Source organism: Bacillus stercoris (genome assembly GCF_029772985.1).
GTDB lineage: Bacteria > Bacillota > Bacilli > Bacillales > Bacillaceae > Bacillus > Bacillus stercoris.
On sequence record NZ_CP121861.1, the window covers coordinates 1,775,133 to 1,796,277 of the forward strand.

The 21,145-nt window shown below is 40.4% G+C and carries 27 protein-coding genes, 1 tRNA gene and 1 pseudogene; 20 read left to right on the top strand and 9 right to left on the bottom strand.

All coding sequences use genetic code 11. From position 1 onward, the window contains the following. Positions 1-113 precede the first annotated feature (113 nt). The 4 genes from QA442_RS09270 (at position 114) to QA442_RS09285 (ending at position 4,683) form a co-directional block, all read left to right on the top strand. Entirely contained in the window at positions 114-2,030 is a 1,917-nt protein-coding gene (locus QA442_RS09270; RefSeq protein ID WP_095431695.1) for an LTA synthase family protein, read from the top strand. A gap of 82 nt (positions 2,031-2,112) precedes the next feature. Beyond that, positions 2,113-3,243 carry a M14 family metallopeptidase gene (locus tag QA442_RS09275; protein ID WP_095431694.1) on the top strand — a complete coding sequence of 377 codons (1,131 nt, stop codon included), beginning with the start codon at positions 2,113-2,115 and terminating at the stop codon, positions 3,241-3,243. Positions 3,244-3,310: 67 nt separating this feature from the next. Beyond that, positions 3,311-4,366 (top strand): YqgU-like beta propeller domain-containing protein, encoded by a 1,056-nt coding sequence (locus tag QA442_RS09280; protein WP_095431693.1) that lies wholly within the window; start codon positions 3,311-3,313, stop codon positions 4,364-4,366. 2 nt (positions 4,367-4,368) lie between these two features. Next, complete coding sequence (locus tag QA442_RS09285; protein WP_095431692.1) at positions 4,369-4,683, top strand: MTH1187 family thiamine-binding protein; 315 nt, start codon at positions 4,369-4,371, stop codon at positions 4,681-4,683. A 31-nt stretch (positions 4,684-4,714) separates the two neighbouring features. Here the strand turns inward: QA442_RS09285 and QA442_RS09290 are convergent, their stop codons facing one another. Next, a complete protein-coding gene (locus QA442_RS09290) occupies positions 4,715-4,888 on the bottom strand; it encodes a DUF2759 domain-containing protein (protein WP_003230141.1) in 174 nt (57 codons plus the stop codon). Between the two features lie 156 nt (positions 4,889-5,044). Between QA442_RS09290 and QA442_RS09295 the strand changes: the two genes are divergently transcribed. Beyond that, positions 5,045-5,680 carry an MBL fold metallo-hydrolase gene (locus QA442_RS09295; protein ID WP_014480263.1) on the top strand — a complete coding sequence of 212 codons (636 nt, stop codon included), beginning with the start codon at positions 5,045-5,047 and terminating at the stop codon, positions 5,678-5,680. Between the two features lie 39 nt (positions 5,681-5,719). Here the strand turns inward: QA442_RS09295 and QA442_RS09300 are convergent, their stop codons facing one another. Then, entirely contained in the window at positions 5,720-5,965 is a 246-nt protein-coding gene (locus tag QA442_RS09300) for a DUF2626 domain-containing protein (RefSeq protein WP_003226300.1), read from the bottom strand. Positions 5,966-6,198: 233 nt separating this feature from the next. On the opposite strand from QA442_RS09300, the gene mgsR reads away from it, so the two are divergent. Beyond that, positions 6,199-6,579, top strand: a complete 381-nt coding sequence (gene mgsR / locus QA442_RS09305) for a transcriptional regulator MgsR (RefSeq protein ID WP_014664601.1) — start codon at positions 6,199-6,201, stop codon at positions 6,577-6,579. Positions 6,580-6,645: 66 nt separating this feature from the next. Here mgsR and QA442_RS09310 read toward each other — a convergent pair. Continuing rightward, positions 6,646-6,716: transfer RNA gene (locus QA442_RS09310), tRNA-Gln, on the bottom strand. An 84-nt stretch (positions 6,717-6,800) separates the two neighbouring features. Here QA442_RS09310 and QA442_RS09315 point away from each other — a divergent pair. Continuing rightward, positions 6,801-7,637, top strand: a complete 837-nt coding sequence (locus QA442_RS09315) for an STAS domain-containing protein (protein WP_095431691.1) — start codon at positions 6,801-6,803, stop codon at positions 7,635-7,637. Positions 7,638-7,686: 49 nt separating this feature from the next. Here QA442_RS09315 and QA442_RS09320 read toward each other — a convergent pair whose 3' ends face one another. Then, positions 7,687-9,015: a hemolysin family protein gene (locus QA442_RS09320; protein WP_095431740.1), complete on the bottom strand. Its 1,329-nt coding sequence runs from the start codon at positions 9,013-9,015 to the stop codon at positions 7,687-7,689. 142 nt (positions 9,016-9,157) lie between these two features. On the opposite strand from QA442_RS09320, the gene corA reads away from it, so the two are divergent. The 10 genes and pseudogenes from corA to QA442_RS09370 all read left to right on the top strand — a co-directional run bounded on the left by corA (position 9,158) and on the right by QA442_RS09370 (position 14,987). Next, positions 9,158-10,111, top strand: coding sequence for a magnesium transporter CorA (gene corA / locus QA442_RS09325; protein ID WP_279474190.1), 954 nt, complete (start codon positions 9,158-9,160; stop codon positions 10,109-10,111). A 62-nt stretch (positions 10,112-10,173) separates the two neighbouring features. Next, positions 10,174-10,592: pseudogene (locus QA442_RS09330) on the top strand (CBS domain-containing protein). Positions 10,593-10,804: 212 nt separating this feature from the next. Continuing rightward, positions 10,805-11,875 carry a competence protein ComGA gene (comGA, locus tag QA442_RS09335; RefSeq protein WP_095431688.1) on the top strand — a complete coding sequence of 357 codons (1,071 nt, stop codon included), beginning with the start codon at positions 10,805-10,807 and terminating at the stop codon, positions 11,873-11,875. Then, a complete protein-coding gene (gene comGB, locus QA442_RS09340; RefSeq protein ID WP_095431687.1) occupies positions 11,862-12,899 on the top strand; it encodes a competence type IV pilus assembly protein ComGB in 1,038 nt (345 codons plus the stop codon). The genes comGA and comGB overlap by 14 nt, the downstream gene beginning before the upstream one ends. A gap of 13 nt (positions 12,900-12,912) precedes the next feature. Further along, the gene (comGC, locus tag QA442_RS09345) at positions 12,913-13,209 is read left to right on the top strand and encodes a comG operon protein ComGC (RefSeq protein ID WP_003230162.1); all 297 of its coding nucleotides are present in this window, start codon (positions 12,913-12,915) and stop codon (positions 13,207-13,209) included. After that, positions 13,199-13,630: a competence type IV pilus minor pilin ComGD gene (comGD, locus tag QA442_RS09350; RefSeq protein WP_095431686.1), complete on the top strand. Its 432-nt coding sequence runs from the start codon at positions 13,199-13,201 to the stop codon at positions 13,628-13,630. The genes comGC and comGD overlap by 11 nt, the downstream gene beginning before the upstream one ends. Continuing rightward, positions 13,614-13,955 carry a competence type IV pilus minor pilin ComGE gene (gene comGE, locus QA442_RS09355; RefSeq protein ID WP_095431685.1) on the top strand — a complete coding sequence of 114 codons (342 nt, stop codon included), beginning with the start codon at positions 13,614-13,616 and terminating at the stop codon, positions 13,953-13,955. Before comGD ends, comGE begins: the two co-directional genes overlap by 17 nt. A gap of 25 nt (positions 13,956-13,980) precedes the next feature. Next, positions 13,981-14,361, top strand: coding sequence for a competence type IV pilus minor pilin ComGF (locus tag QA442_RS09360; protein WP_095431684.1), 381 nt, complete (start codon positions 13,981-13,983; stop codon positions 14,359-14,361). Further along, on the top strand, positions 14,362-14,736 hold the full coding sequence (gene comGG / locus QA442_RS09365; RefSeq protein WP_040082643.1) for a competence type IV pilus minor pilin ComGG: 375 nt from the start codon (positions 14,362-14,364) through the stop codon (positions 14,734-14,736). A gap of 71 nt (positions 14,737-14,807) precedes the next feature. Continuing rightward, a complete protein-coding gene (locus QA442_RS09370) occupies positions 14,808-14,987 on the top strand; it encodes a YqzE family protein (protein ID WP_014480252.1) in 180 nt (59 codons plus the stop codon). 40 nt (positions 14,988-15,027) lie between these two features. On the opposite strand, the gene QA442_RS09375 is transcribed toward QA442_RS09370, so the two are convergent. Next, positions 15,028-15,354, bottom strand: coding sequence for a YqzG/YhdC family protein (locus tag QA442_RS09375; RefSeq protein WP_014664589.1), 327 nt, complete (start codon positions 15,352-15,354; stop codon positions 15,028-15,030). Between the two features lie 271 nt (positions 15,355-15,625). Here QA442_RS09375 and tapA point away from each other — a divergent pair, with 271 nt between their 5' ends. The 3 genes from tapA to tasA all read left to right on the top strand — a co-directional run bounded on the left by tapA (position 15,626) and on the right by tasA (position 17,786). Beyond that, positions 15,626-16,381, top strand: a complete 756-nt coding sequence (gene tapA, locus QA442_RS09380; RefSeq protein ID WP_095431683.1) for an amyloid fiber anchoring/assembly protein TapA — start codon at positions 15,626-15,628, stop codon at positions 16,379-16,381. Continuing rightward, positions 16,365-16,937 (top strand): signal peptidase I SipW, encoded by a 573-nt coding sequence (sipW, locus tag QA442_RS09385; protein ID WP_014664587.1) that lies wholly within the window; start codon positions 16,365-16,367, stop codon positions 16,935-16,937. The genes tapA and sipW overlap by 17 nt, the downstream gene beginning before the upstream one ends. A 63-nt stretch (positions 16,938-17,000) precedes the next feature. After that, positions 17,001-17,786, top strand: a complete 786-nt coding sequence (tasA, locus tag QA442_RS09390) for a biofilm matrix protein TasA (protein ID WP_095431682.1) — start codon at positions 17,001-17,003, stop codon at positions 17,784-17,786. Positions 17,787-17,878: 92 nt separating this feature from the next. Here tasA and sinR read toward each other — a convergent pair whose 3' ends face one another. The 4 genes from sinR to QA442_RS09410 all read right to left on the bottom strand — a co-directional run bounded on the left by sinR (position 17,879) and on the right by QA442_RS09410 (position 21,093). After that, complete coding sequence (sinR, locus tag QA442_RS09395) at positions 17,879-18,214, bottom strand: transcriptional regulator SinR (protein ID WP_003226345.1); 336 nt, start codon at positions 18,212-18,214, stop codon at positions 17,879-17,881. Positions 18,215-18,247: 33 nt separating this feature from the next. Then, complete coding sequence (sinI, locus tag QA442_RS09400) at positions 18,248-18,421, bottom strand: anti-repressor SinI (protein WP_003230187.1); 174 nt, start codon at positions 18,419-18,421, stop codon at positions 18,248-18,250. A gap of 183 nt (positions 18,422-18,604) precedes the next feature. Next, positions 18,605-19,399, bottom strand: a complete 795-nt coding sequence (locus QA442_RS09405; RefSeq protein WP_095431681.1) for a YqhG family protein — start codon at positions 19,397-19,399, stop codon at positions 18,605-18,607. Between the two features lie 20 nt (positions 19,400-19,419). After that, positions 19,420-21,093, bottom strand: coding sequence for a DEAD/DEAH box helicase (locus tag QA442_RS09410; RefSeq protein ID WP_069149860.1), 1,674 nt, complete (start codon positions 21,091-21,093; stop codon positions 19,420-19,422). Positions 21,094-21,145: the final 52 nt, after the last annotated feature.

The window sequence follows — 21,145 nt, forward strand, 5'->3', positions numbered from 1 at the left end:
TGTGTAAATGAAATTGATTTTTTGTTGTGCTCAGGTTAAGATTTAATTTGATGTGTTAATGAGAATGTTGGGAATTGACTGATTTTTTTGAGCGTGCTGCATAGGAGGTTGAAATGCGAAAAACGTTTTTTTCGAAGATTTCATTTATGCTGATTGCCATTTTATTGATGTGGCTGAAAACGTATGCTGTTTACAAAACCAGTTTTCATATTAAAATCGACAATCTAACACAGGAATTTATTCTGTTTATCAACCCATTGAGTTTTTTGTTGCTTATTTTTGGCCTCAGCCTGTTTTTAAAAGGCAAAAACAGAAATCGCTACATGATCGCGATGAGCTGTCTAGTCACGTTTGTATTGCTGGCTAATATGGTTTTTTACCGTTTTTACAATGATTTCTTAACAATCCCTGTTCTTTTTCAAACGAGCAATATGGGTGATCTCGGAAGCAGCATCGGAACACTTCTTGAACCGACAGACCTCCTATTGGGTGTAGATATTGTGGTTTTAATATGGCTTCACATCCGGCAAAAAGCTTTTCAATCGGACATTCCCTCTACGAAAAATGAACGGGCGGCTTATTTTTTGTTCGTTGCTTCTGTTTATTTCTTCAATCTGGGCTTGTCTGAGGCGGAAAGACCTCAGCTATTGACACGCTCATTTGACAGAGAAATGCTCGTTAAAAACATTAGTCTGTTTAATTTTCATATTTACGACGGTGTTCTTCAGTCAAAGCAATCCGCACAGAGAGCGTTGGCAGATAGCAACAGCCTGACGGAAATTGAAAACTACGTAACCGCTAATGCGAAAGACGCCAACAAAAGCTTATTCGGCGCTGCAAAAGGAAGGAACGTCATTCTCGTATCCTTAGAGTCGACGCAAAGCTTCGTGATTAATGAAAAAGTGAATGGAGAAGAAATCACGCCTTTTCTGAATGACTTTATAAAACAGAGCTACAACTTTAATAATGTTTACCACCAAACAGGCCAGGGGAAAACCTCGGATTCTGAATTTATCGTGGACAATTCACTGTATCCGCTCGGACGAGGTGCCGTGTTTTTTACGAATGCGGGCAATCAATATATGGCCGCTCCTGAAATTTTGAAAAACAGCGGATACTATTCAGCGGTGCTTCACGCTAATAATAAAAGCTTTTGGAATCGGGATTTAATGTACGACTCATTTGGATATGATTCGTTTTTTGATATTAACTCGTATGATGTAACTGACGAAAATTCAGTCGGCTGGGGACTTAAGGATAAAGAATTTTTTGAGCAGTCTTCAGAGCTGATGAAAAATCTGCCTCAACCGTTTTACTCGAGGCTGATCACACTGACGAACCACTTCCCATTTGATCTTGGTGAAGGGGATCAATTGATTGATGAATATGATTCAAGCAGCCAGACGCTAAATAAGTATTTTCCGACAGTGCGATATCAGGATGAGGCGCTGAAACGGTTTATCGAAAAGCTGAAGGAAGACGGGTTATACGACAACTCTGTTATTGTATTATACGGTGACCATTATGGTATATCGGAAAACCATAATGAAGCGATGGGGCAGTTTTTAGGAAAAGAAATAACCCCATTTGAAGAGGTGCAGCTCCAAAAAGTGCCGCTTGTCATTCATATTCCGGGTATTACCGATAAAAAGCCGCAAACCATTGAAACAGTAGGCGGGCAGATTGATATCAGGCCGACGCTGATGAATCTTTTAGGAATTGATACGAAAGATCAAATTCAATTTGGCAACGATCTGCTTTCGGACGAAAAACTGGACTTTACGGTGCTACGGGACGGGAGCTTTATCACGGATCAGGTTGTATATACAGACGGTGCGTGTTATGACAAAGAGACGGGAAAACCGTTAGAAGAGACACAACAATGCGAAGCATTTGCTGATAAAGCGAAACAAGAGCTATCACTTTCTGATGAAATCATTTATGGAGATTTGTTGCGATTTTATGATCAGAAAAGGCTGGACAATTCGTCAAAACGGAAAGAAAAACAAATGCTTGATCAAGCATCGTAATTACAATGTCTCCCGCATCAAAGTGAGCGGGAGGCTTTCTTTTTTTAAATGCGCTGTCATATAGTAACAAAAAAGGGGGATGATGATGGCGTTTATTACGGTGAAGCCTGAGATCAAGAACAATTTGTCCAGAGTGGCGAGAGAGCTGAAGATAGACGAGGAATTGCTTAGACGTGCAAATTGTACCGCACAGGAACACCAATTGTATTGCCCTGGTTATGTGATAGAAGAGCATAGTGGCAAAGAGCTTCAAACCATACAGGACATAAAGCGTTTTTTACAGCCTCGGCAGCTGGACTTTTCTGATAACTGGATTGAGCAAGAGAAAATCTACGATGATTCAGCTGTTGAAGAGGAAATAAAGAAGATCATTGATGTGTTTCCGTTTGTCTCATGCAGGGAAATTGGCCGTTCTGTACTCGGAAGGCCTATCTGGGAGCTGAAGGCTGGTGGGGAGCATACCGTAAAAAAGGTCCATATGAATGCATCATTTCATGCGAATGAGTGGATTACTACGTCTGTCCTGCTAAAATGGTTTAAGGAATACTGTATGTCATTATGCCGCAACTCGCCCTTCTTCGGCTTTTCTCCCATACAGCTGTTTAGCAGCACATCCTTATCCCTCGTTCCTCTTGTCAATCCGGATGGCGTTGATCTTGTCTTAAACGGATCAGAAGTTATGGGAGCCAGAAGAGATGAGCTCGAAAGGCTAAATGAACATCGTCCGAATTTTAATGAATGGAAGGCGAACATAAACGGGGTTGATTTAAATAAGCAATTCCCTTCGTTATGGGAAATTGAAAAATACCGAAAACCGACTGCACCCAGTTACCGCGATTTTCCGGGAATCTCTCCGCTTACAGAGCCGGAATCCATTGCGATGTACCGGCTGATAACGGAGAATCCGCCTGACAGACTGATGGCTCTCCATACTCAAGGGGAAGAAATTTATTGGGGCTATAAAGGCCTTGAGCCTGAAGAATCTGCCGCTGTTATAAAGGATTTTGAGGAGGTAAGCGGGAACATTTATAAGGGAGTAAGGGATATAGACAGTTACGCGGGATTTCGCGATTGGTTTATTCACCACTATTTTAAAGAAGGGTACACGGTGGAACTTGGAAAAGGCCGAAATCCTTTGCCGTTTCAGCAGTTTTCACATATATATAACGCCACAAACGGCATCTTGTGGAGAGCGTTATTTTTTCATGAGTAACTAAAACTTTTTCTTTTTTCTGCCGAAGCAAATATGAGACAATAAAGAGGATCGGAGGGGAAGGCTGATGAGATCAGTTTGTTTCATTCTGCTGTCGGCATTGCTCTTTAGTTTATCGGCATGCGAACCATCTCATCAGCAGCAAAAACAGGCATCGGCGTCAAAAGATGAGGATAAAGATATCATACCGCTTTCCGCGGAAAAAGCGGACGGGGCGGAAGGCTGGCTGAATAACAGCACCATTTTATATACTGCGTCTAATCCGACGAAAACAGAGCTTTTCGCGTACCGTATCTTTACAGGCAAAGCGAAAAAGCTTTATCAAACGGATGGTCAAATCGTTGATGTTAAAATCAATGAGAGGGAGCAGATGATTCTGCTGCAAATCACACATAGCCAAAAGACAGCAGTGGTTTTGCTTAATTCAGAAGGAGAGCCGCTTTACGAAAAAGATTACGAAACATATGAACTGGAGGCTGCTTGGAATCAGTATGATCCTTATCAAATAATGGTGACGGAATTCAGTGAGAACTGGGATTTCCATACATATCAGGTGAATGCTAAAAAAGACGAGTCTTTCTTAAGTCCGGTACAGGTTCCGTTCATTCATTGGACATCCAAAAATACATTTGATTATGTAAAAGAGGGAAGAGACGAAAAAACAGGGCCTTTATATACGTTTAATACAGCCTCTAAGACGGAGCAAAAGCTTGAGGATAACGTTCTGTTCTTCGATTCTTTCCATCAAATGAGTTTTACTGTGAAGTCAGCTTCCGGAGAGAAAGGGACGTATCAGTTTGAAACGCCGCATACAAAATCACCTGTTACAGTGAAATGGCCGCTCCAAACGAAATATACAAGTTTTGCTCCAATGGAGTATGACTATGATGAAGCGGGAGGCCTGTTTTATACGTTCAAACAAAGCGGTGATGCTTATAAGCTTGCTGCAATCAATGTGGCATCGGGTGAGACAAAAGATCTTGTCTCTCTGCGGGAAATGGAGCCGATTCAAATATCTCCGAACGGGAAATATGCGTTATACGGCTTTCATTTTGAGCAAATCATTTTATTGAAATCACATAAAACGAAGCAACTCATTATTGATCAAAAGGAGATGGAGTAACGATGGCTATCGCAGATGTGACCATTATCCCAATCGGTACGGAAACACCAAGTGTCAGTGCATACGTGTCCGATGTGCAAAAGATTTTAGAAGGATATCAAGCTGAAGGGAAAATCAAATATCAGCTGACACCGATGAATACGCTGATTGAAGGTGAACTCAGTGACCTTTTCACAGTCATTCAGGCCATTCACGAAGCGCCATTTCAAAAAGGATTGCACAGAGTGGCAACGAATATCCGCATTGATGACAGACGTGACAAAAAAACGACGCTTGAGAGCAAAATAGAAAGTGTCAATAAACATTTACAGCCATAAAAATAAACCTGTATCCCATCGGATACAGGTTTTAATGTGCGGTTGGATAGCCGCTGTTTATGACGGTCATCACGGTAAACCAGCCAAAGACAAATAAGGTGGCGCCGGCTAATAAAAACCCGAGTATATTTTTATTTCTAACAGAACGCAAGACTCCCCATAAAGCGAAAAGAGCGACAAGGCCGAAAATCACGACAAGTAACATAACACAGCCCCCTTTACATTGAAAAACCTGCAATTCTTTCCAGTTTTATTCTACCTGTTTTTTATAGGTTTGTCGATAGCGTTTTCATTGCGATTGTTTGAATCTTTTTTTAAAAACCCTCATAATAAGAGCATAAAAAAGAAAGAGGTGATAATAGTGAAATGGAGACGAATGCCAGTAGGGCCGATTCAAGCGAACGCATATTTTCTCATCAGTGATGATCAATGCCTGATTTTTGATCCGGGCGGCGAAGGACATAAAATCAATCAATACATAAAAGAAAAAGGGCTGACGCCTTTAGCCATTTTGCTTACACATGCCCATTTTGACCACATTGGGGCGCTTGATGAAGTGAGAGAAAAATGGGATATTCCTGTTTACTTACATCAAAATGAAAAAAATTGGCTTACGGATGCCTCTCTAAACGGCTCCGGCATGCTGCGAGGGATAGAGGTTACAGCTAAGCCTGCAGATCATCTGATTGAAGGCGACGGTGAGTTGAATATCGGGCCGTTTCATTTGGAAACATTATTTACGCCGGGACATTCACCAGGCAGTGTGTCTTACTATGTGAAAGACGCAGACCTGGTCATCTCCGGAGATGTCCTGTTTCAAGGCGGTATAGGGCGTACGGATTTAATAGGCGGCGATCAAGAGACGCTGTTGACATCCATTCATGAAAAACTGCTTACGCTGCCGGAACATACACTGGTGTTAAGCGGCCATGGACCTGAAACAGACGTACTGACTGAGCAGGATCAAAATCCGTTTTTAAATGGGTTTTCATTGTAAAAAAAGAGACAAACCGATAAGGTTTGTCTCTTTTTGCATTTAATGGCCTCCGCCGCCGGGCACCATAATAAAAATCGAGTAATATGTAAAGCCGGCGAAGAAAATCGTTAAATAAGCGCCAAAAATATAAATATACATGCGTTCAGTTAAGTTCAAATACGATAGGAACACAAATAAAATCGTCTGTCCAAAAAATAAAAGGGAAGCATCTTTCATATCACCTAAATAAAACATGACTGCAAAAATTCCCGTCCAAAATCCTAACACCCGGAACATGCGATTCATTTTTTATCCCCTCCCGAGAGTCCCTCTGACTGTTATTATAATAGATCACACCTAGAAATGTAAACATTTTCATGATTAATATACAAATGGAATTTGTCCTTTTGATTGCGTTCTCTATTGTATGAATATTTTTTAAAAAATAATCCGAAAAAAGTTCTGTAAATGGTTTAAATGAAAAATGATCCGGGTAGTTATTCTACAAAGAGATGGTTAACTGAGGAGGAAAATAAACAATGGAACAACAATTAACTTTTTACTCATACCCAAGCTGCACGTCATGCCGAAAAACAAAACATTGGCTTAAAGCACATCAAATTGAATTTAACGAACGGCACTTATTCAGAGAAACCCCGACAATAGATGAATTAAAGTACATCTTATCGTTAACGACAGAAGGCATTGATGAAATTTTAGCGACACGAAGCCAGACCTTCAAAAATTTAAATTTAAACATCGAAGAAATGACGGTAAATGAGGTGCTGGAACTTTTAATCGAGAAGCCAAAGCTTTTGCGACGCCCAATTCTAGTGGATAACAAAAAGCTGGTGATCGGTTACAATCCGGGAGAACTGTTGAAATTATCAAAGAAGAAAACGGTTCATCAATCTGCATGATGAAAAACCGAAGATCCGCTGATTTATACGAATCAGCTTATCTTCGGTTTTTCACCTGTTCAGAAACTGGGCTAGCTGGATTCGAACCAACGATCACGGAGTCAAAGTCCATTGCCTTACCGCTTGGCTATAGCCCATTGAATGTAAACATAGTATGTGTAAAGGCAGATGCGTTATACATATAAAGCATAATTTTCAAAAACAGGAGGTAACTCATTAAGATGGTAGCTCTTGATCAGCACTTAACAGAGCACAAAGAAGATATCACGCAACAATGGCTGGAAGTTTGTACGTCAAAAGGCAGCTGGCTGTATTCGGCGAAAGATCAGCAAAAACTAGCACAAAAGTTAAAAGACCAACATGAATTATTGGTGACCATCGTAGCAAAATCCCTTGGAAAAGAAGACATAACGGAGGAGCTCAATCGATGGTCTCTTCAATGCGCTAGAGACCGTGCCGTTCATGAAGTGACGGTAACAGAAAGTGTCGGCCAGTTTAATGCCTTCAGGCACATTATGTTTGAATGGATTCAAAAATTCAGCGAAGCTTCTTCTCAAGAAATCAGCATTCAGGATTTTTATGAATGGAGCCGGATCTTGAATCAAAACATTGATAGGATCATCGAAGTGTTTACGGAGGAATATCATCAGGTGACCATAATACAATTAAACGCGCAAAAAGAAATGATTAATGAATTGAGTGCGCCGATTATGCCGATTACTGAGGGAATAGGGATTCTTCCGCTTGTCGGTGAAATTGATACCTACAGAGCGAGGACGATTTTGGAGTCGGTGCTGGAGCAGTGCTCAGCGTTAAAGCTCTCGTATTTATTTTTAGATATTTCTGGCGTTCCTATCGTTGATACCATGGTGGCCTATCAAATTTTTAAAGTGATTGACAGCACCAAATTGCTCGGGATTGAGACGATTATTTCAGGAATCAGGCCGGAAATTGCCCAAACTGTCGTGAAGCTGGGTCTGGATTTTTCGAATGTGAAAACCGAGCAAAGTCTTGCTAAAGCTCTGGCCAATAAAGGATTTAAAATAAAAGAGTGTTGATGCTTTTGCCATTCATTCTGAAAGTAGAAGCTGAACAGCCTTTCTCAGGCTATTCAGCTTTTTTTACTTCTATAAATAAAATGTGATGGCTGTCGATGTCTTTTACCTTAAAAGAGTAGCCATCATATTCTATGGTACTTTCAGGCTCAGCATCTATGTTTTGTGTCAAAAACCAGCCGCCCAAGGTGTCTACTTCAGCCTCTGATAAATCGGTTCCAAGCAGGCTGTTAACATCGCTGATTAATAATTTTGCATTTAACAAGTAATGATCCTTTCCAAGTTCGCGTATATGAGGCACTTCATCCGCATCAAATTCATCACGGATTTCTCCTACAATTTCTTCGATAATATCCTCGACAGTGACCAAACCGGAAGTCCCGCCGTATTCATCTATTAGGATCGCCATATGAGTGCGTTCCTTTTGCATTTTCAGCAGTAGTTTATAAATAGGAATCGTCTCAATGACATGGATAACAGGCTGAACGAAAGGTTCAATTTGATGCTTTTTGAGTGAAAAATCTTTCGTCAGCATGGAAAACAACACTTCTTTCATATTGATCACGCCAATGACGTTATCTTTATCCTCTCTTACAACTGGATACCGCGTATATTTTGTTTGCTTGACTGTTTCCTGAAGATTCGAAATGGAGCCTTCATCTAGTGATAAACTGACCATTTCATTTCGCGGCACCATAATTTCCTTTGCCATTCGTTTATCAAAGGTGAAGATATTATTCATGTACTTTAGTTCACTTTTTCTGATCTCACCGCTTTTATAGCTTTCAGCCAATAGGACCCGCAGCTCTTCTTCTGTATATGCCAGCTCATGCTCTGATGCCGGTTTCAGTCCGAACACTCCTGTAATCAATCGGGCAGAGTGGTTCAGCAGCCAAATGAATGGAAACATGATCTTATAAAACCAAATAAGCGGTTTAGCGAACAACAAAGTAATGCTCTCAGCCTTTTGAATGGCGAAACTCTTTGGCGCCAGCTCCCCGATCACGACATTTAAATACGTAACCGCTAAAAACGCGATGATGAGTGAAAGTAGGTGGGTAAGCGATTCATTTAAGCCTGCTTTATGAAAAAGCGGCCGAAGCAGCGTTTGCACCGTCGGCTCTCCAAGCCATCCCAATCCTAAAGCTGCGACTGTGATGCCCAGCTGACAGGCTGATAAATATTCATCAAGGTGAGTGATGATATGCTTTGCCGCTTTAGCACCTTTCTTTCCTTTTGCGACAAGCTGATCAATTCTGGATCGCCGCACTTTTACAATTGAAAATTCTATGGCGACAAAAAATCCTGTTAACAAAATGAGAATAGCGACTGCTAGTAAATTGACAAATTCCAAAACAACTGCCTTCTCCAAGGAAGGCATGCACCTCCCTTTTCCGATGTCTTTCCTCATTCCATACCACCGGAAAATGCTCACAAAACATGGTTAAAGCCGCACAATGGTTTAGTGACGCCTTTATTGGGCAATTAAAGGTATAAAGAACAAAAGTTTGGAGGAGCTTGACATGAAGGCACATACGGGAAAAGATTGGTTTTGGTACCAAATGGGGCCTCAAGAAAGAAGTAAGGCAAGAGATCTAATCCATTTTTCTCACTGGCCTCAGTGTGAAAAGTGGTTTGAAAATAACCATCACGTTAATTTTTTGCGAGTAGATACAACTGAAACGGAAAATGAAGCGGTATTTGGGTCGATTGTTTATGATCAGGGGCTTGGTGAAGAAAAAGACCATACTGTTTTTCACTTTTATATCACAAGGCAATATTTTTTCACAATCAACTTTGACTTTGCGATTTTGAGAGAGATTAAAGGAAAAGAAGTTGTCCGGCAAATGGAAAGAGCGGACAATGCGATAGAGGGGTTTTTAATTCTTCTCGGTGAACTAATGAATGCGTATTTAATCGGTGTCGATGAATTTGAAGTAAAGCTGAGAAAGTTGCGATGGCAAATTAAAGATGACAATAGCAAAAGCATTTTAAACCGTGTCCATCTTCTGTGCCATGAACTGATGATTTGGAAAAATTTAATATTAAGCGCCAAAAAAATTGAAATGGCATTGAAAGAAACCTTTTTACCTCAAGATGAAGGGAAAAAGGATTATCAGCGGACACACCAGAAAATTGACAGAGGATTTACATACATCAGCGAATTTGAAGGGGAGCTGAACAATCTGCTGCATTCAGAGGAAGTCATTACCTCACACAGGGGGAATGAAATTGTAAAAGCATTGACCATTTTCACGACGCTATTTACGCCGATTACAGCTCTGGGCGCCTTATGGGGAATGAACTTTTCAGTAATGCCGGAGCTGAATTGGAAATATGGATACCTCTTTTCTCTCTTATTGATTGTCACATCTACGGTTCTGATCTACCTATATTTGAGGAAAAAAGGCTGGACAGGAGATATGCTTCAGGAGCGGAAGAAGAAAAGGAAATCTCGAAAAAGGCGGACCTTATAAGATGTTTCATATTTTGTGCAGCGGATAAAGAATAAATAGAACACGGTAAAGGAGGAATGTACATGAAAATAAGAGACATCATGACGAAGAATGTAGAATGCTGTGAGCCAAACGCTTCAATCACGGAACTAGCGAAAAAGATGAGAGACTCCAATGTCGGTTCTATTCCAATCTGTGAAAATGGCACGCTTCAGGGGATTGTATCTGATCGGGATATTGTGACGAGATGCCGAGATGCTTAGCTGAAAATCAGATGGATGCAAAAGCAAGTGATATCATGAGCACTGACATCGTGTCGGGCCACCCTGATATGTCTGCTGAAGAAGCGGGGCAGCTTATGGCTGAGCATCAAATCCGCCGTTTACCGATCCTTGAAAATGGGCACATTACCGGTATCGTTGCCTTAGGCGATCTTTCTGTTGAGAAAGATACTGATCAAAAAGCCGGAGAAGCATTAAGTGAAATTTCTAAAACAGCATAATGAAAATGGAATGAAGCAGGCATGGTGACCATGTCTGCTTTTTTATATTGGGAAAATAATAATGAAAGGGGGTACATTCCAGCTGAAAGTCTTTTTTTTGCCAGCAGGAATTGATTTTTCAGTATATAACGCCTTCACAAAATCACGTTTTTCCTGTTTGATTACCGCCTCTTCTTTTTCTACAATACGCATGGAAAGGAGAGGGAATCAAATTGGATTCAATAGAAAAGATAAGCAAAAACTTGATTGAAGAGGCATATCTAACAAAGGCTTCTGATATTCACATCGTGCCGAGGGAGCGAGACGCTATCATTCATTTTCGGGTCGATCATGCCTTGCTAAAAAAAAGGAACATGAAAAAAGAAGAGTGCGTAAGACTGATTTCACATTTTAAATTTCTTTCTGCAATGGACATAGGGGAAAGGCGAAAGCCGCAAAACGGTTCGCTTACGTTAAAGCTGAAAGAGGGAAATGTTCATTTAAGAATGTCAACGCTTCCCACAATTAATGAAGAAAGCCTCGTGATCAGAGTGATGCCTCAATACAATATCCCTTCGATTGATAAACTGTCGTTATTTCCAAAGACAGGAGCCACATTACTCTCATTTTTAAAACACTCCCATGGCATGCTCATTTTTACCGGGCCGACTGGTTCAGGGAAGACTACCACATTATACTCTCTCGTTCAATACGCAAAAAAACACTTTAATCGAAATATTGTTACATTAGAGGACCCTGTTGAAACTAGGGACGAAGACGTTCTTCAGGTTCAGGTGAATGAAAAAGCCGGTGTAACTTATTCCGCAGGTCTGAAGGCAATTTTGCGCCATGACCCCGATATGATTATTTTAGGTGAGATCAGAGATGCGGAAACAGCTGAAATTGCGGTGCGGGCAGCGATGACGGGACATCTGGTACTGACGAGCCTTCATACGAGAGATGCAAAGGGCGCAATTTACAGGCTGCTTGAATTCGGTATCAATATGAATGAAATTGAACAGACCGTCATTGCAATAGCGGCTCAGCGCTTGGTTGATTTGGCTTGTCCATTTTGTGAAAACGGATGTTCATCAGTATATTGCCGTCAGTCACGAAATACCAGAAGAGCTAGCGTTTATGAGCTTCTTTATGGGAAAAACCTTCAGCAATGTATCCAGGAGGCAAAAGGAAATCATGCAAATTACCAATATCAAACACTTCGTCAAATTATCAGAAAAGGAATTGCGCTCGGCTATTTAACGACAAACAACTATGACCGGTGGGTTTATCATGAAAAAGATTAGAAAAACCTGGCCGTTAAAGGATCAGGCCCGGTTATTAAAGCGGCTCGGAGAAATGACGGCAAGCGGATATACACTTCTGGATGGATTGCGCCTGATGGAACTTCAGATGAATAAGAGGCAGTCAGCTGACTTGACTGACACGGTCACTCGTTTGAGGGAAGGGACTCCGTTTTATCAAGTCTTAAAGCGTTTGTCATTTCATAAGGAAGCTGTAGGTATTTGTTATTTTGCTGAAACACATGGTGAACTGCCTGCCTCCATGATCCAGAGCGGAGAGCTGCTTGAACGAAAAATTGCACAGGCAGACCAGCTGAAAAGGGTGCTGCGCTATCCGCTTTTCCTCATCTTCACCGTTGCTGTCATGTTTTATATGTTACAGTCCATCATCATTCCTCAATTTTCCGGTATCTATCAATCGATGAATATGGAAACCTCACGTTCAACCGATATGCTTTTTGCTTTTTTTCAGCATATTGATCTTGTGATCATTTTGCTGATTCTTTTTTCAGCTGGTATCGGGATTTATTATTGGTTTGTGTTTAAGAAAAAATCACCTGCTAGGAAAATGCTTATTTGTGTCAGGATTCCTTTTGTCGGAAAGCTTGTCAGGCTGTTTAACAGCTACTTTTTTTCTTTGCAGCTAAGCAGCCTTTTAAAATCAGGCCTCTCCATTTATGACAGCCTTCATGCATTTAAACATCAAACGTTTCTCCCTTTCTACCGTTGCGAGGCAGAACACGTGATTGAACGGCTAAAAGCCGGTGAATCAATTGAAGCGGCTATTTGTGGGAGCCCCTTTTTTGAAACTGATTTTTCAAAAGTCATATCCCATGGCCAGCTGAGCGGCCGTCTAGATCGTGAACTTTTCACATACAGCCAGTTCATATTGCAGCGGCTGGAGCACAAGGCGCAAAAATGGACAGGCATCCTTCAGCCGATAATTTATGGATTTGTTGCTGCAATGATCTTAATTGTGTATTTATCTATGCTTTTGCCTATGTATCAGATGATGAATCAAATGTGAAAGGAAGAGGCTGATGAATGAAAAAGGATTTACACTTGTTGAAATGTTGATCGTGCTCTTCATTATTTCGATATTGCTTTTAATTACAATACCGAACGTGACAAAACATAATCAAACCATTCAAAAAAAGGGCTGTGAAGGCTTACAAAACATGGTTAAAGCTCAAATGACTGCTTTTGAGCTTGATCATGAAGGACAAACTCCGAGCCTTGCCGATTTGCAGTCAGAGGGCTATGTGAAAAAGGATGCTGTTTGTCCAAATGGGAAGCGCATTATCATCACTGGCGGAGAAGTTAAGGTTGAACATTAAATTAAACGAGGAGGAGGGGTTTACCCTTTTAGAAAGTTTGCTTGTGTTAAGTATAGCCTCTATCCTCCTAATTGCTGTCTTCACCACACTTCCTCCTGCTTATGAGAATACAGCTGTCCGACAAGCAGCATGGCAGCTGAAAAAAGATATGATGCTCGCACAGCAGACTGCGATTTCCAGTCAACAAAGAACAAAAATTCTCTTTCACAAAAAAGAATATCAATTAGTCATGGGTGATACGGTAATTAAACGTCCTTATACAACGGGACTTTTTATAAAACCGCTGACATTAAAAGACCGTTTGGAGTTTAATGAGAAAGGGCACCCGAATGCAGGCGGAAAAATACAAGTAAAAGGCTATGCGACTTATGACATAACAGTTTATTTAGGGAGCGGGAAAGTCAATGTGGATAGGAAGTAAAGGTTTTTCTACAATAGAAACAATGTCTGCGCTAAGCCTATGGCTGTTTGTGCTGCTGACAGTTGTCCCCTTGTGGAACAAGCTGATAGCTGATGAAAATATGGCTGAATCACGAGAAATCGGTTATCAGATGATGAATGAGAGCATTAGCAAATATGTCATGACTGGTGAAGGAGCCGCGTCAAAAACGATGAACAACCATACTTATGCTATGACGTGGGAGGAGGAGGGCGAATATCAAAACGTATGCATCTCAGCGGCAGCTTATAAAGAAAAATCATTTTGCCTCAGCATTCTGCAGACAGAATGGCTACACGCTTCTTAACGTATTATTTTCTCTCTCTGTCTTTTTGCTCATATCAGGATCGTTAGCGACGATTTTCCATTTGTTTTTATCTCGACAGCAGGATCATGACGGTTTTACACAGCAAGAATGGATGATTTCGATAGAACAGATGATGAATGAATGCAAGGAGTCACAGGCAGTTAAGACAGTCGAGCATGGGAGCGTTTTAATTTGCACCAACCTTTCCGGGCAAGACATCCGTTTTGAAGTTTATCATTCTATGGTAAGAAAAAGAGTGGATGGCAAAGGGCATGTTCCCATTTTAGATCATATTACAGCTATGAAAGCTGATATTGAAAATGGTATTGTTTTGCTGAAAATTGAGAGTGAGAAAAAAGTGTATCAAACTTCTTTTCCGGTTTATTCGTATTTAGGAGGAGGGTGAATGTACCGTACGAGAGGGTTTATTTATCCAGCTGTTCTTTTTGTGTCAGCACTTGTGCTGTTAATCGTGAACTTTACTGCTGCTCAATATATTTCACGCTGCATGTTTGAGAAGGAAACGAAAGAGTTATACACAGGAGAGAATTTGCTTCAGAATGGTGCGCTTCTTTCAATTCGGCATGTTCTTGAGCAACAGAAAGGCCAGAAGGGTACGCAGCAATTTCCATATGGACAGGTTTCTTATTACATTCGCGATACATCGATAAAAGAGCAAAAAGAAATCAACTTAAAAGTGTTAACGGAGTCGGGAACAGAAAGAACTGCACTGATCGTGTTTGATCAAAAAAAGAAAAAAATGCTGAGCTGGACAGAATAAAGCAGTCGAAAGGGTATAAAAAAAGTCATATGAGATAACACTTCATAATAATTGAATGATGAGGTGATCACGTGAAAACGAATGATTATGTGAAATATATGACGCAGCAATTTGTCAAATATATAGATACTCCGAGAGATGAGCGTAAAGAACGAAAAGAGGTGCGGAAAGAAACAAAAACGCCCGCTTCCCAGCAGTGGTTCGGTATTTTACCCTATGGCTTCCGTCTTTGGCTCAAGCGGAAAAAATAACCGCAAATTAACGAATAAGGTCCTTCAAAAATGGAGGACCTTATTGATATTCTTCTAAAATGGCAATTTTATTGACCTTTTGGCTATAAGGATCAAATGAAATCGTCACAAAAACACCGAATTCTTTTGACCCTTCCCTCAAAGTTAAATGGTATTGCTTTACTGCTTCATCTTTTCTTTTGCGGTCCCATACTTTTTGTTTGAACAGTACCTGTGCGAGCGGGTATCTTTTTTTGGCTTCTTTTACAGCGATTTCTTCCCATTTGGACATGTGGCGGGCGGTTACGAGCGGTGCGTCTTCTGCGTGAGCGGCAGCGGTGCCGAAGACGAGAAGAGATAGACAAATCACACATTGTTTGATCATCATGCTGTCACCCTTTCTTTGTTTATTATTACCAAATTAGAGCGGGATATGCATTTAATTTCTCACATAACAATCCCAAAAATTTCTAAAAAATTGAAAACATGAGCAATATGGAGCGAGACTTTGTAATATGGCGAAATCATTCTTTTAAACGAACAAAATGGTCGATTTTGATGTTTTTAAATCTATAAATCGTTGATTATACTCTATTTGTGTAGTTCTTTAAAGAGAACGATTATCATATCAAGTTACAGTGTTTTACAGGAGGTAAGATATGTTTCGATTGTTTCGCAATCAGCAAAAGGCGAAGACAAAACTGAAAGTGCTGCTTATTTTTCAGCTTTCAGTCATTTTCAGTCTGACTGCCGCAATATGCTTACAATTTTCCGATGATACAAGCGCTGCTTTTCATGATATTGAAACGTTGGATGTCTCACTTCAAACGTGTAAAGACTTTCAGCATACAGATAAAAACTGCCATTATGATAAACGCTGGGATCAAAGTGATTTGCACATATCAGATCAAACAAATACGAAAGGGACTGTATGCTCACCTATTACCTTATTTGCTGAGCTCAAAAATACAGGTGAGAAACTTAAGAAATCAAAGTGGAAGTGGGAGCTTCATAAGCTGGAAAATGCCCGCAAACCGTTAAAGAATGGGAATGTGATCGAAAAAGGGTTTGTCTCCAATCAAATTGGCGATTCACTTTATAAAATTGAGACGAAGAAAAAAATGAAACCCGGCATTTATGCATTTAAAGTATATAAACCGGCCGGCTACCCGGCAGACGGCAGTACATTTGAGTGGTCGGAGCCTATGACGCTTGCAAAATGCGATGAAAAATCGACAGTTCCTAAAAAAGAAACGAAGTCGCACGTCAACAAGGAAACAACACAAAAGGATATACAGAAAAAAACAATTAAAGAAGAAACATCTCAAGAAGCTGTAATAAAAGAAAATGAAACTCAAACAGATCAGAAGGAAAGCGGGGAAGAGGATGAAAAAAGCAATGAAGCTGATCAGTAATATTCTTTATGTGATCATCTTTACTCTTATTATAGTGCTGACACTTGTCGTGATTTCAACACGTTCATCCGGGGGAGAGCCGGCAGTGTTTGGGTACACGTTGAAATCAGTTCTGTCAGGTTCGATGGAGCCGGAGTTCAATACAGGTTCCTTAATATTGGTCAAAGAAATCACTGATGTGAAAGAGCTCCAAAAAGGTGATGTTATTACATTTATGCAGGATGCAAATACGGCGGTTACTCACAGAATTGTTGGCATCACTAAGCAAGAAGACCATTTGTTATTTAAAACAAAAGGTGATAATAATGCTGCAGCCGATTCAGCGCCTGTATCCGACGAAAATGTTCGCGCGCAATACACAGGTTTTCAGCTTCCATATGCCGGCTATATGCTTCATTTTGCCAGCCAGCCGATTGGAACGGCAATTTTATTAATTGTTCCCGGCGTGATGCTGCTAGTGTACGCTTTTGTGACGATCACCAGCGCCATCAGAGAAATTGAAAGAAAGACAAAAGCCTTGGAAACAGATACAAAGGACAGCACCATGTCCACTTAACCTCAGTTGTAAACCTGGCAACAGGTTTCGATATAAAAATATTCAATAAAAGGGGAGTTAGCCATGGGTATGAAAAAGAAATTGAGTTTAGGAGTTGCTTCTGCGGCATTAGGATTAGCTTTAGTTGGAGGAGGAACATGGGCAGCATTTAACGATATTAAATCAAAGGATGCTACTTTTGCATCAGGTACGCTTGATTTATCTGCCAAAGAGAATTCAGCGAGTGTGAACTTATCAAATCTAAAGCCGGGAGATAAGTTGACAAAGGATTTCCAATTTGAAAATAACGGCTCACTTGCGATCAAAGAAGTTTTAATGGCACTTAATTATGGAGATTTTAAAGCAAACGGCGGCAACAATACTTCTCCGGAAGATTTTCTCAGCCAGTTTGAAGTGACATTATTGACAGTTGGAAAAGAGGGCGGCAATGGTTACCCGAAAAACATTATTTTAGATGATGCGAACCTTAAAGACTTGTATTTGATGTCTGCTAAAAATGATGTAGCGGCTGCTGAAAAAATTAAAAAACAAATTGACCCTAAATTCTTACATGCAAGCGGTAAAGTCAATGTAGCAACAATTGACGGTAAAACCGCTCCTGAATATGATGGTGTTCCAAAAACACCAACTGATTTCGATCAGGTTCAAATGGAAATCCAATTCAAAGATGATAAAACAAAAGATGAAAACGGGCTTATGGTTCAAAATAAATACCAAGGCAACTCCATTAAGCTTCAATTCTCGTTCGAAGCTACACAGTGGAACGGCCTGACAATCAAAAAGGACCATACTGATAAAGACGGTTACGTGAAAGAAAATGAAAAAGCGCACAGCGAGGATAAAAATTAAAACAGCAATAAAAAGAGGCGGCCCAGTATACAATATACTGGGCCGTCTCGATGTTTATTGACAAAAGAGGAGTTAGTGCCTCTGCTCAGGCACTACTCCTCTTTTTGGGATTTTCTCCATTTTTGATAATCTAAAAATTCACGAAATTGTTTTTTCGATACCCCGGATGTCATTGCATCGCGAACCAATTTCTCCCATTCACTATCTAATTGACCATCGTATTCGGTTTCATGTTTCTCATCGAGCAAAGTATGAACCGAGACGTCCAGAACAGCGGAGACTTTTTCGAGAAATTGAATGGAGGGGTTCGTTTGTAGATTTCGTTCTATTGAGCTTAAATAAGACTTCGCTACCCCAGCTTTTTCAGCTAGTTCTGATAGTGAGTAGCCTTTTTCTTTACGGTATTGTTTAATACGCTGGCCAATCAATGTCATCACCTTCCTTGTGATATTATAGCACATTCAGAAAGGATTTACGGTATGACTTCTGGCTGCCGGACCAGGATGAGCAGACTTTTTGTTTAAAAGTAAATATTTTCGTATTTCTTCCGGGCTGATATTTGCCTCTTTGGCTTCCACCATTAATTCAACCCATTCTTGATCCAATTCAAAGTGCTCTTGTTTTGCATTTTTCATGCAGTTTCTCCTCCTAAAATACTTGTTTATGTATTTCAGCCAGTCCGGCCATGACTCATTTTATGCTTCATTAGTCTCTGGAAGTCATTTGCCATTACAATTACCAGAATTTTTTTCCAATATACTTTTATTATAATCGCATTTTCTTAAAAAAAACGAGAACGGTGTCGAATGGTAAAAAAGTTAGCTTGAAATATTATTTTGCAGATAAAACAATCCGCCATTTTCAATTTCAACTGAAATCTTTGGTTGATACAACGTTTTCAGCGCCTGTTTTTCTAGATGGTATTCTTCTGGTTTTTCTTCTATATGCTCGTAAAACTTATCAAGCAATGTCATATCATTTCTCCACCTGTTAACCGCCTGTTCCGCCCAGTCGTACGGCTCCTGCATAGCGGATTTGGAAATATAGTTTTCCATACGTTTAAGCCCGCTTTCTGGTTTGATCATAGGTGAAATAGTAAAGCAATAGTCACATATTTGAGAAGTCAGTGAAAGCTGGGTCAGCTTGCTTTGAAAATCTTCAATAATCGTTCCAGAGACTAGGTGAAGACCTAGTGACAATAGCTTATCCTTTTTCATGTCGGACTGGTATGAAATCGTGACATTTATACCAAGCCAAGGCTGAAGTGGGACTTTGGCTCCGGCTGATTCAATTTTCTCATACATTCTGGTAAATCTCCCATTTTGTTTAACAGCTTTAAATATTTGAAAAAGGCGCGGGGCCCCAAAATATATAAATTCGCCATCAAGGTCTTTTGGCGCATTTTCTTTATCTGTAATAAAGGTGATTTTCATTGGATTCGGATCACCGCCTGTCTTCTCACGCCAATGCCAATAGAAAGGGCGGTTCATGATCTGTTTGTCCATTTCAACTGTAAGCTGTACTGTCATATAGCCTAAGCCTTGATCGACGATTTGGCAGCTGTTTGCTTGAAAAAAACGCAGCAGAAAATCGTGAACCTCTCGCTGTCTCACTACTAAAACCTCCTTACAGGCTAAGATCCTCTTTTTTCAGCAGGCTGCTGTTTTTTATAAGACAAAAATGAGGTTAAGTTATCCATTTTTATTTTCATTTCTTCTTCTGTTGCTGAGTGATACAAAATGTCATGAAGGTGTTCTTCAAAATTGTTCACTTGAATTTTCGTTAAAATATCATCAAGTTCGCCAACCACTTTTTCAAACAAATGAATTTTTTCATATAAAAGCTTTAGAATATGCTCTTCCACCGTATGTTTTGTTGCCATGTTATAAATGTGCACGTCACGCTCCTGCCCGAGCCTGTGAATTCTTCCGATTCTTTGCTCAAGTCGCATCGGGTTCCATGGCAAGTCATAGTTGATCATGTGATTGCAAAATTGAAGGTTAATCCCCTCACCGCCTGCTTCAGTTGCAATAAGAACTTGAATCTTTCCGCGGAAAAGGTCCTTCATCCAGTCTTTTTTCCCGCGTTTAAATCCGCCTCTAAACGGCACAGAACTGATCCCGTTTTGTTGAAGAAACCACTGCAAATAAATCTGGGTTGCCCGGTATTCTGTAAAAATGATGACCTTATCGTCAATCTTTTTGATTAAATCAACGACTTGAAGCGCTTTAGAATTTTGTGTCACTTGATTGATGCGCTCTATTAAAACTGAAATCGTATGCTCATCAATGGCAGGTGCTTGTTTCTCTTTTTGATCAAGCATTTTTTTCAGCGTCATATATACCGCTTCTCTGCTCGAACAGCATTCTCTTTGCAAGGTCATAATTGAGAACATGCTGGCCGGCTTATTGATACTTTCCTTCAAGCGGGAAATTTCATCATAAAGGGCCTGCTCTGAAGGAGAAAATTCAATCGGCACTGTTTCAACATGGCGCTGTTTCCAATTCAGCCCGGTATCATGCCGCCTATTACGGATCATGACTTTATTCACAAGATCTTTTAAATGTTCATGCGCTTCTAAACTGGTTTTCTTGTTGGCGAACTCCTCCTGAAAGTGATTCTGGCTGCCTAAATGGCCCGGTTTTAGTAAGGACACCAAATTGAAAATCTCTTCAATACGGTTCTGAATTGGCGTCGCGGTAAGAAGCAGGCAATATTTTTTTACGAGATTCCGGACAAATTCATAGTTCTTCGTTTTGCTATTTTTCAGTTTGTGTGCCTCATCAATAATGACAAGGTCATATGGGATAGACAGAACGATTTCGCGATGGGGCGAGCGTTTCGCGGTATCGATTGATGAGACGACAATATCGCATTGTTCCCACACATAACTTTTCTTTTGTTCAACAGCCGGAATCAAAAATTTTTCCTGAAGCTCTTTGACCCACTGTGACACAAGGGAAGCGGGCACAAGGATCAAAATTTTTTTTGCTAACCCGCGAATCATATACTCTTTTAAAATTAAACCGGCTTCAACCGTTTTTCCGAGACCGACCTCATCTGCTAAAATCGCTTTCCCGTTCATTTTTTCAACCACTTTTTGCGCCACCTCAAGCTGGTGTGGGAGCGGCGTAAAGGAAGGCAGGTATAAAGGAGCCCGTAAGCCTTCAAACTCTGGAATTGCTAATGTTTTCTGGATTTCTGCAGAGAGTTTGTACAGTTCCCAGTTTGCCCAAGGGCCATCATTTTTCAGCCTTTCAGCAAATTCTTCAGGCCATTTTGCATCGTAGATCATTTCTGCATTCATTGCTTTGAAACCGCCTTTCTTATTCTTCGATTCTTAAGATGAACAATATAAG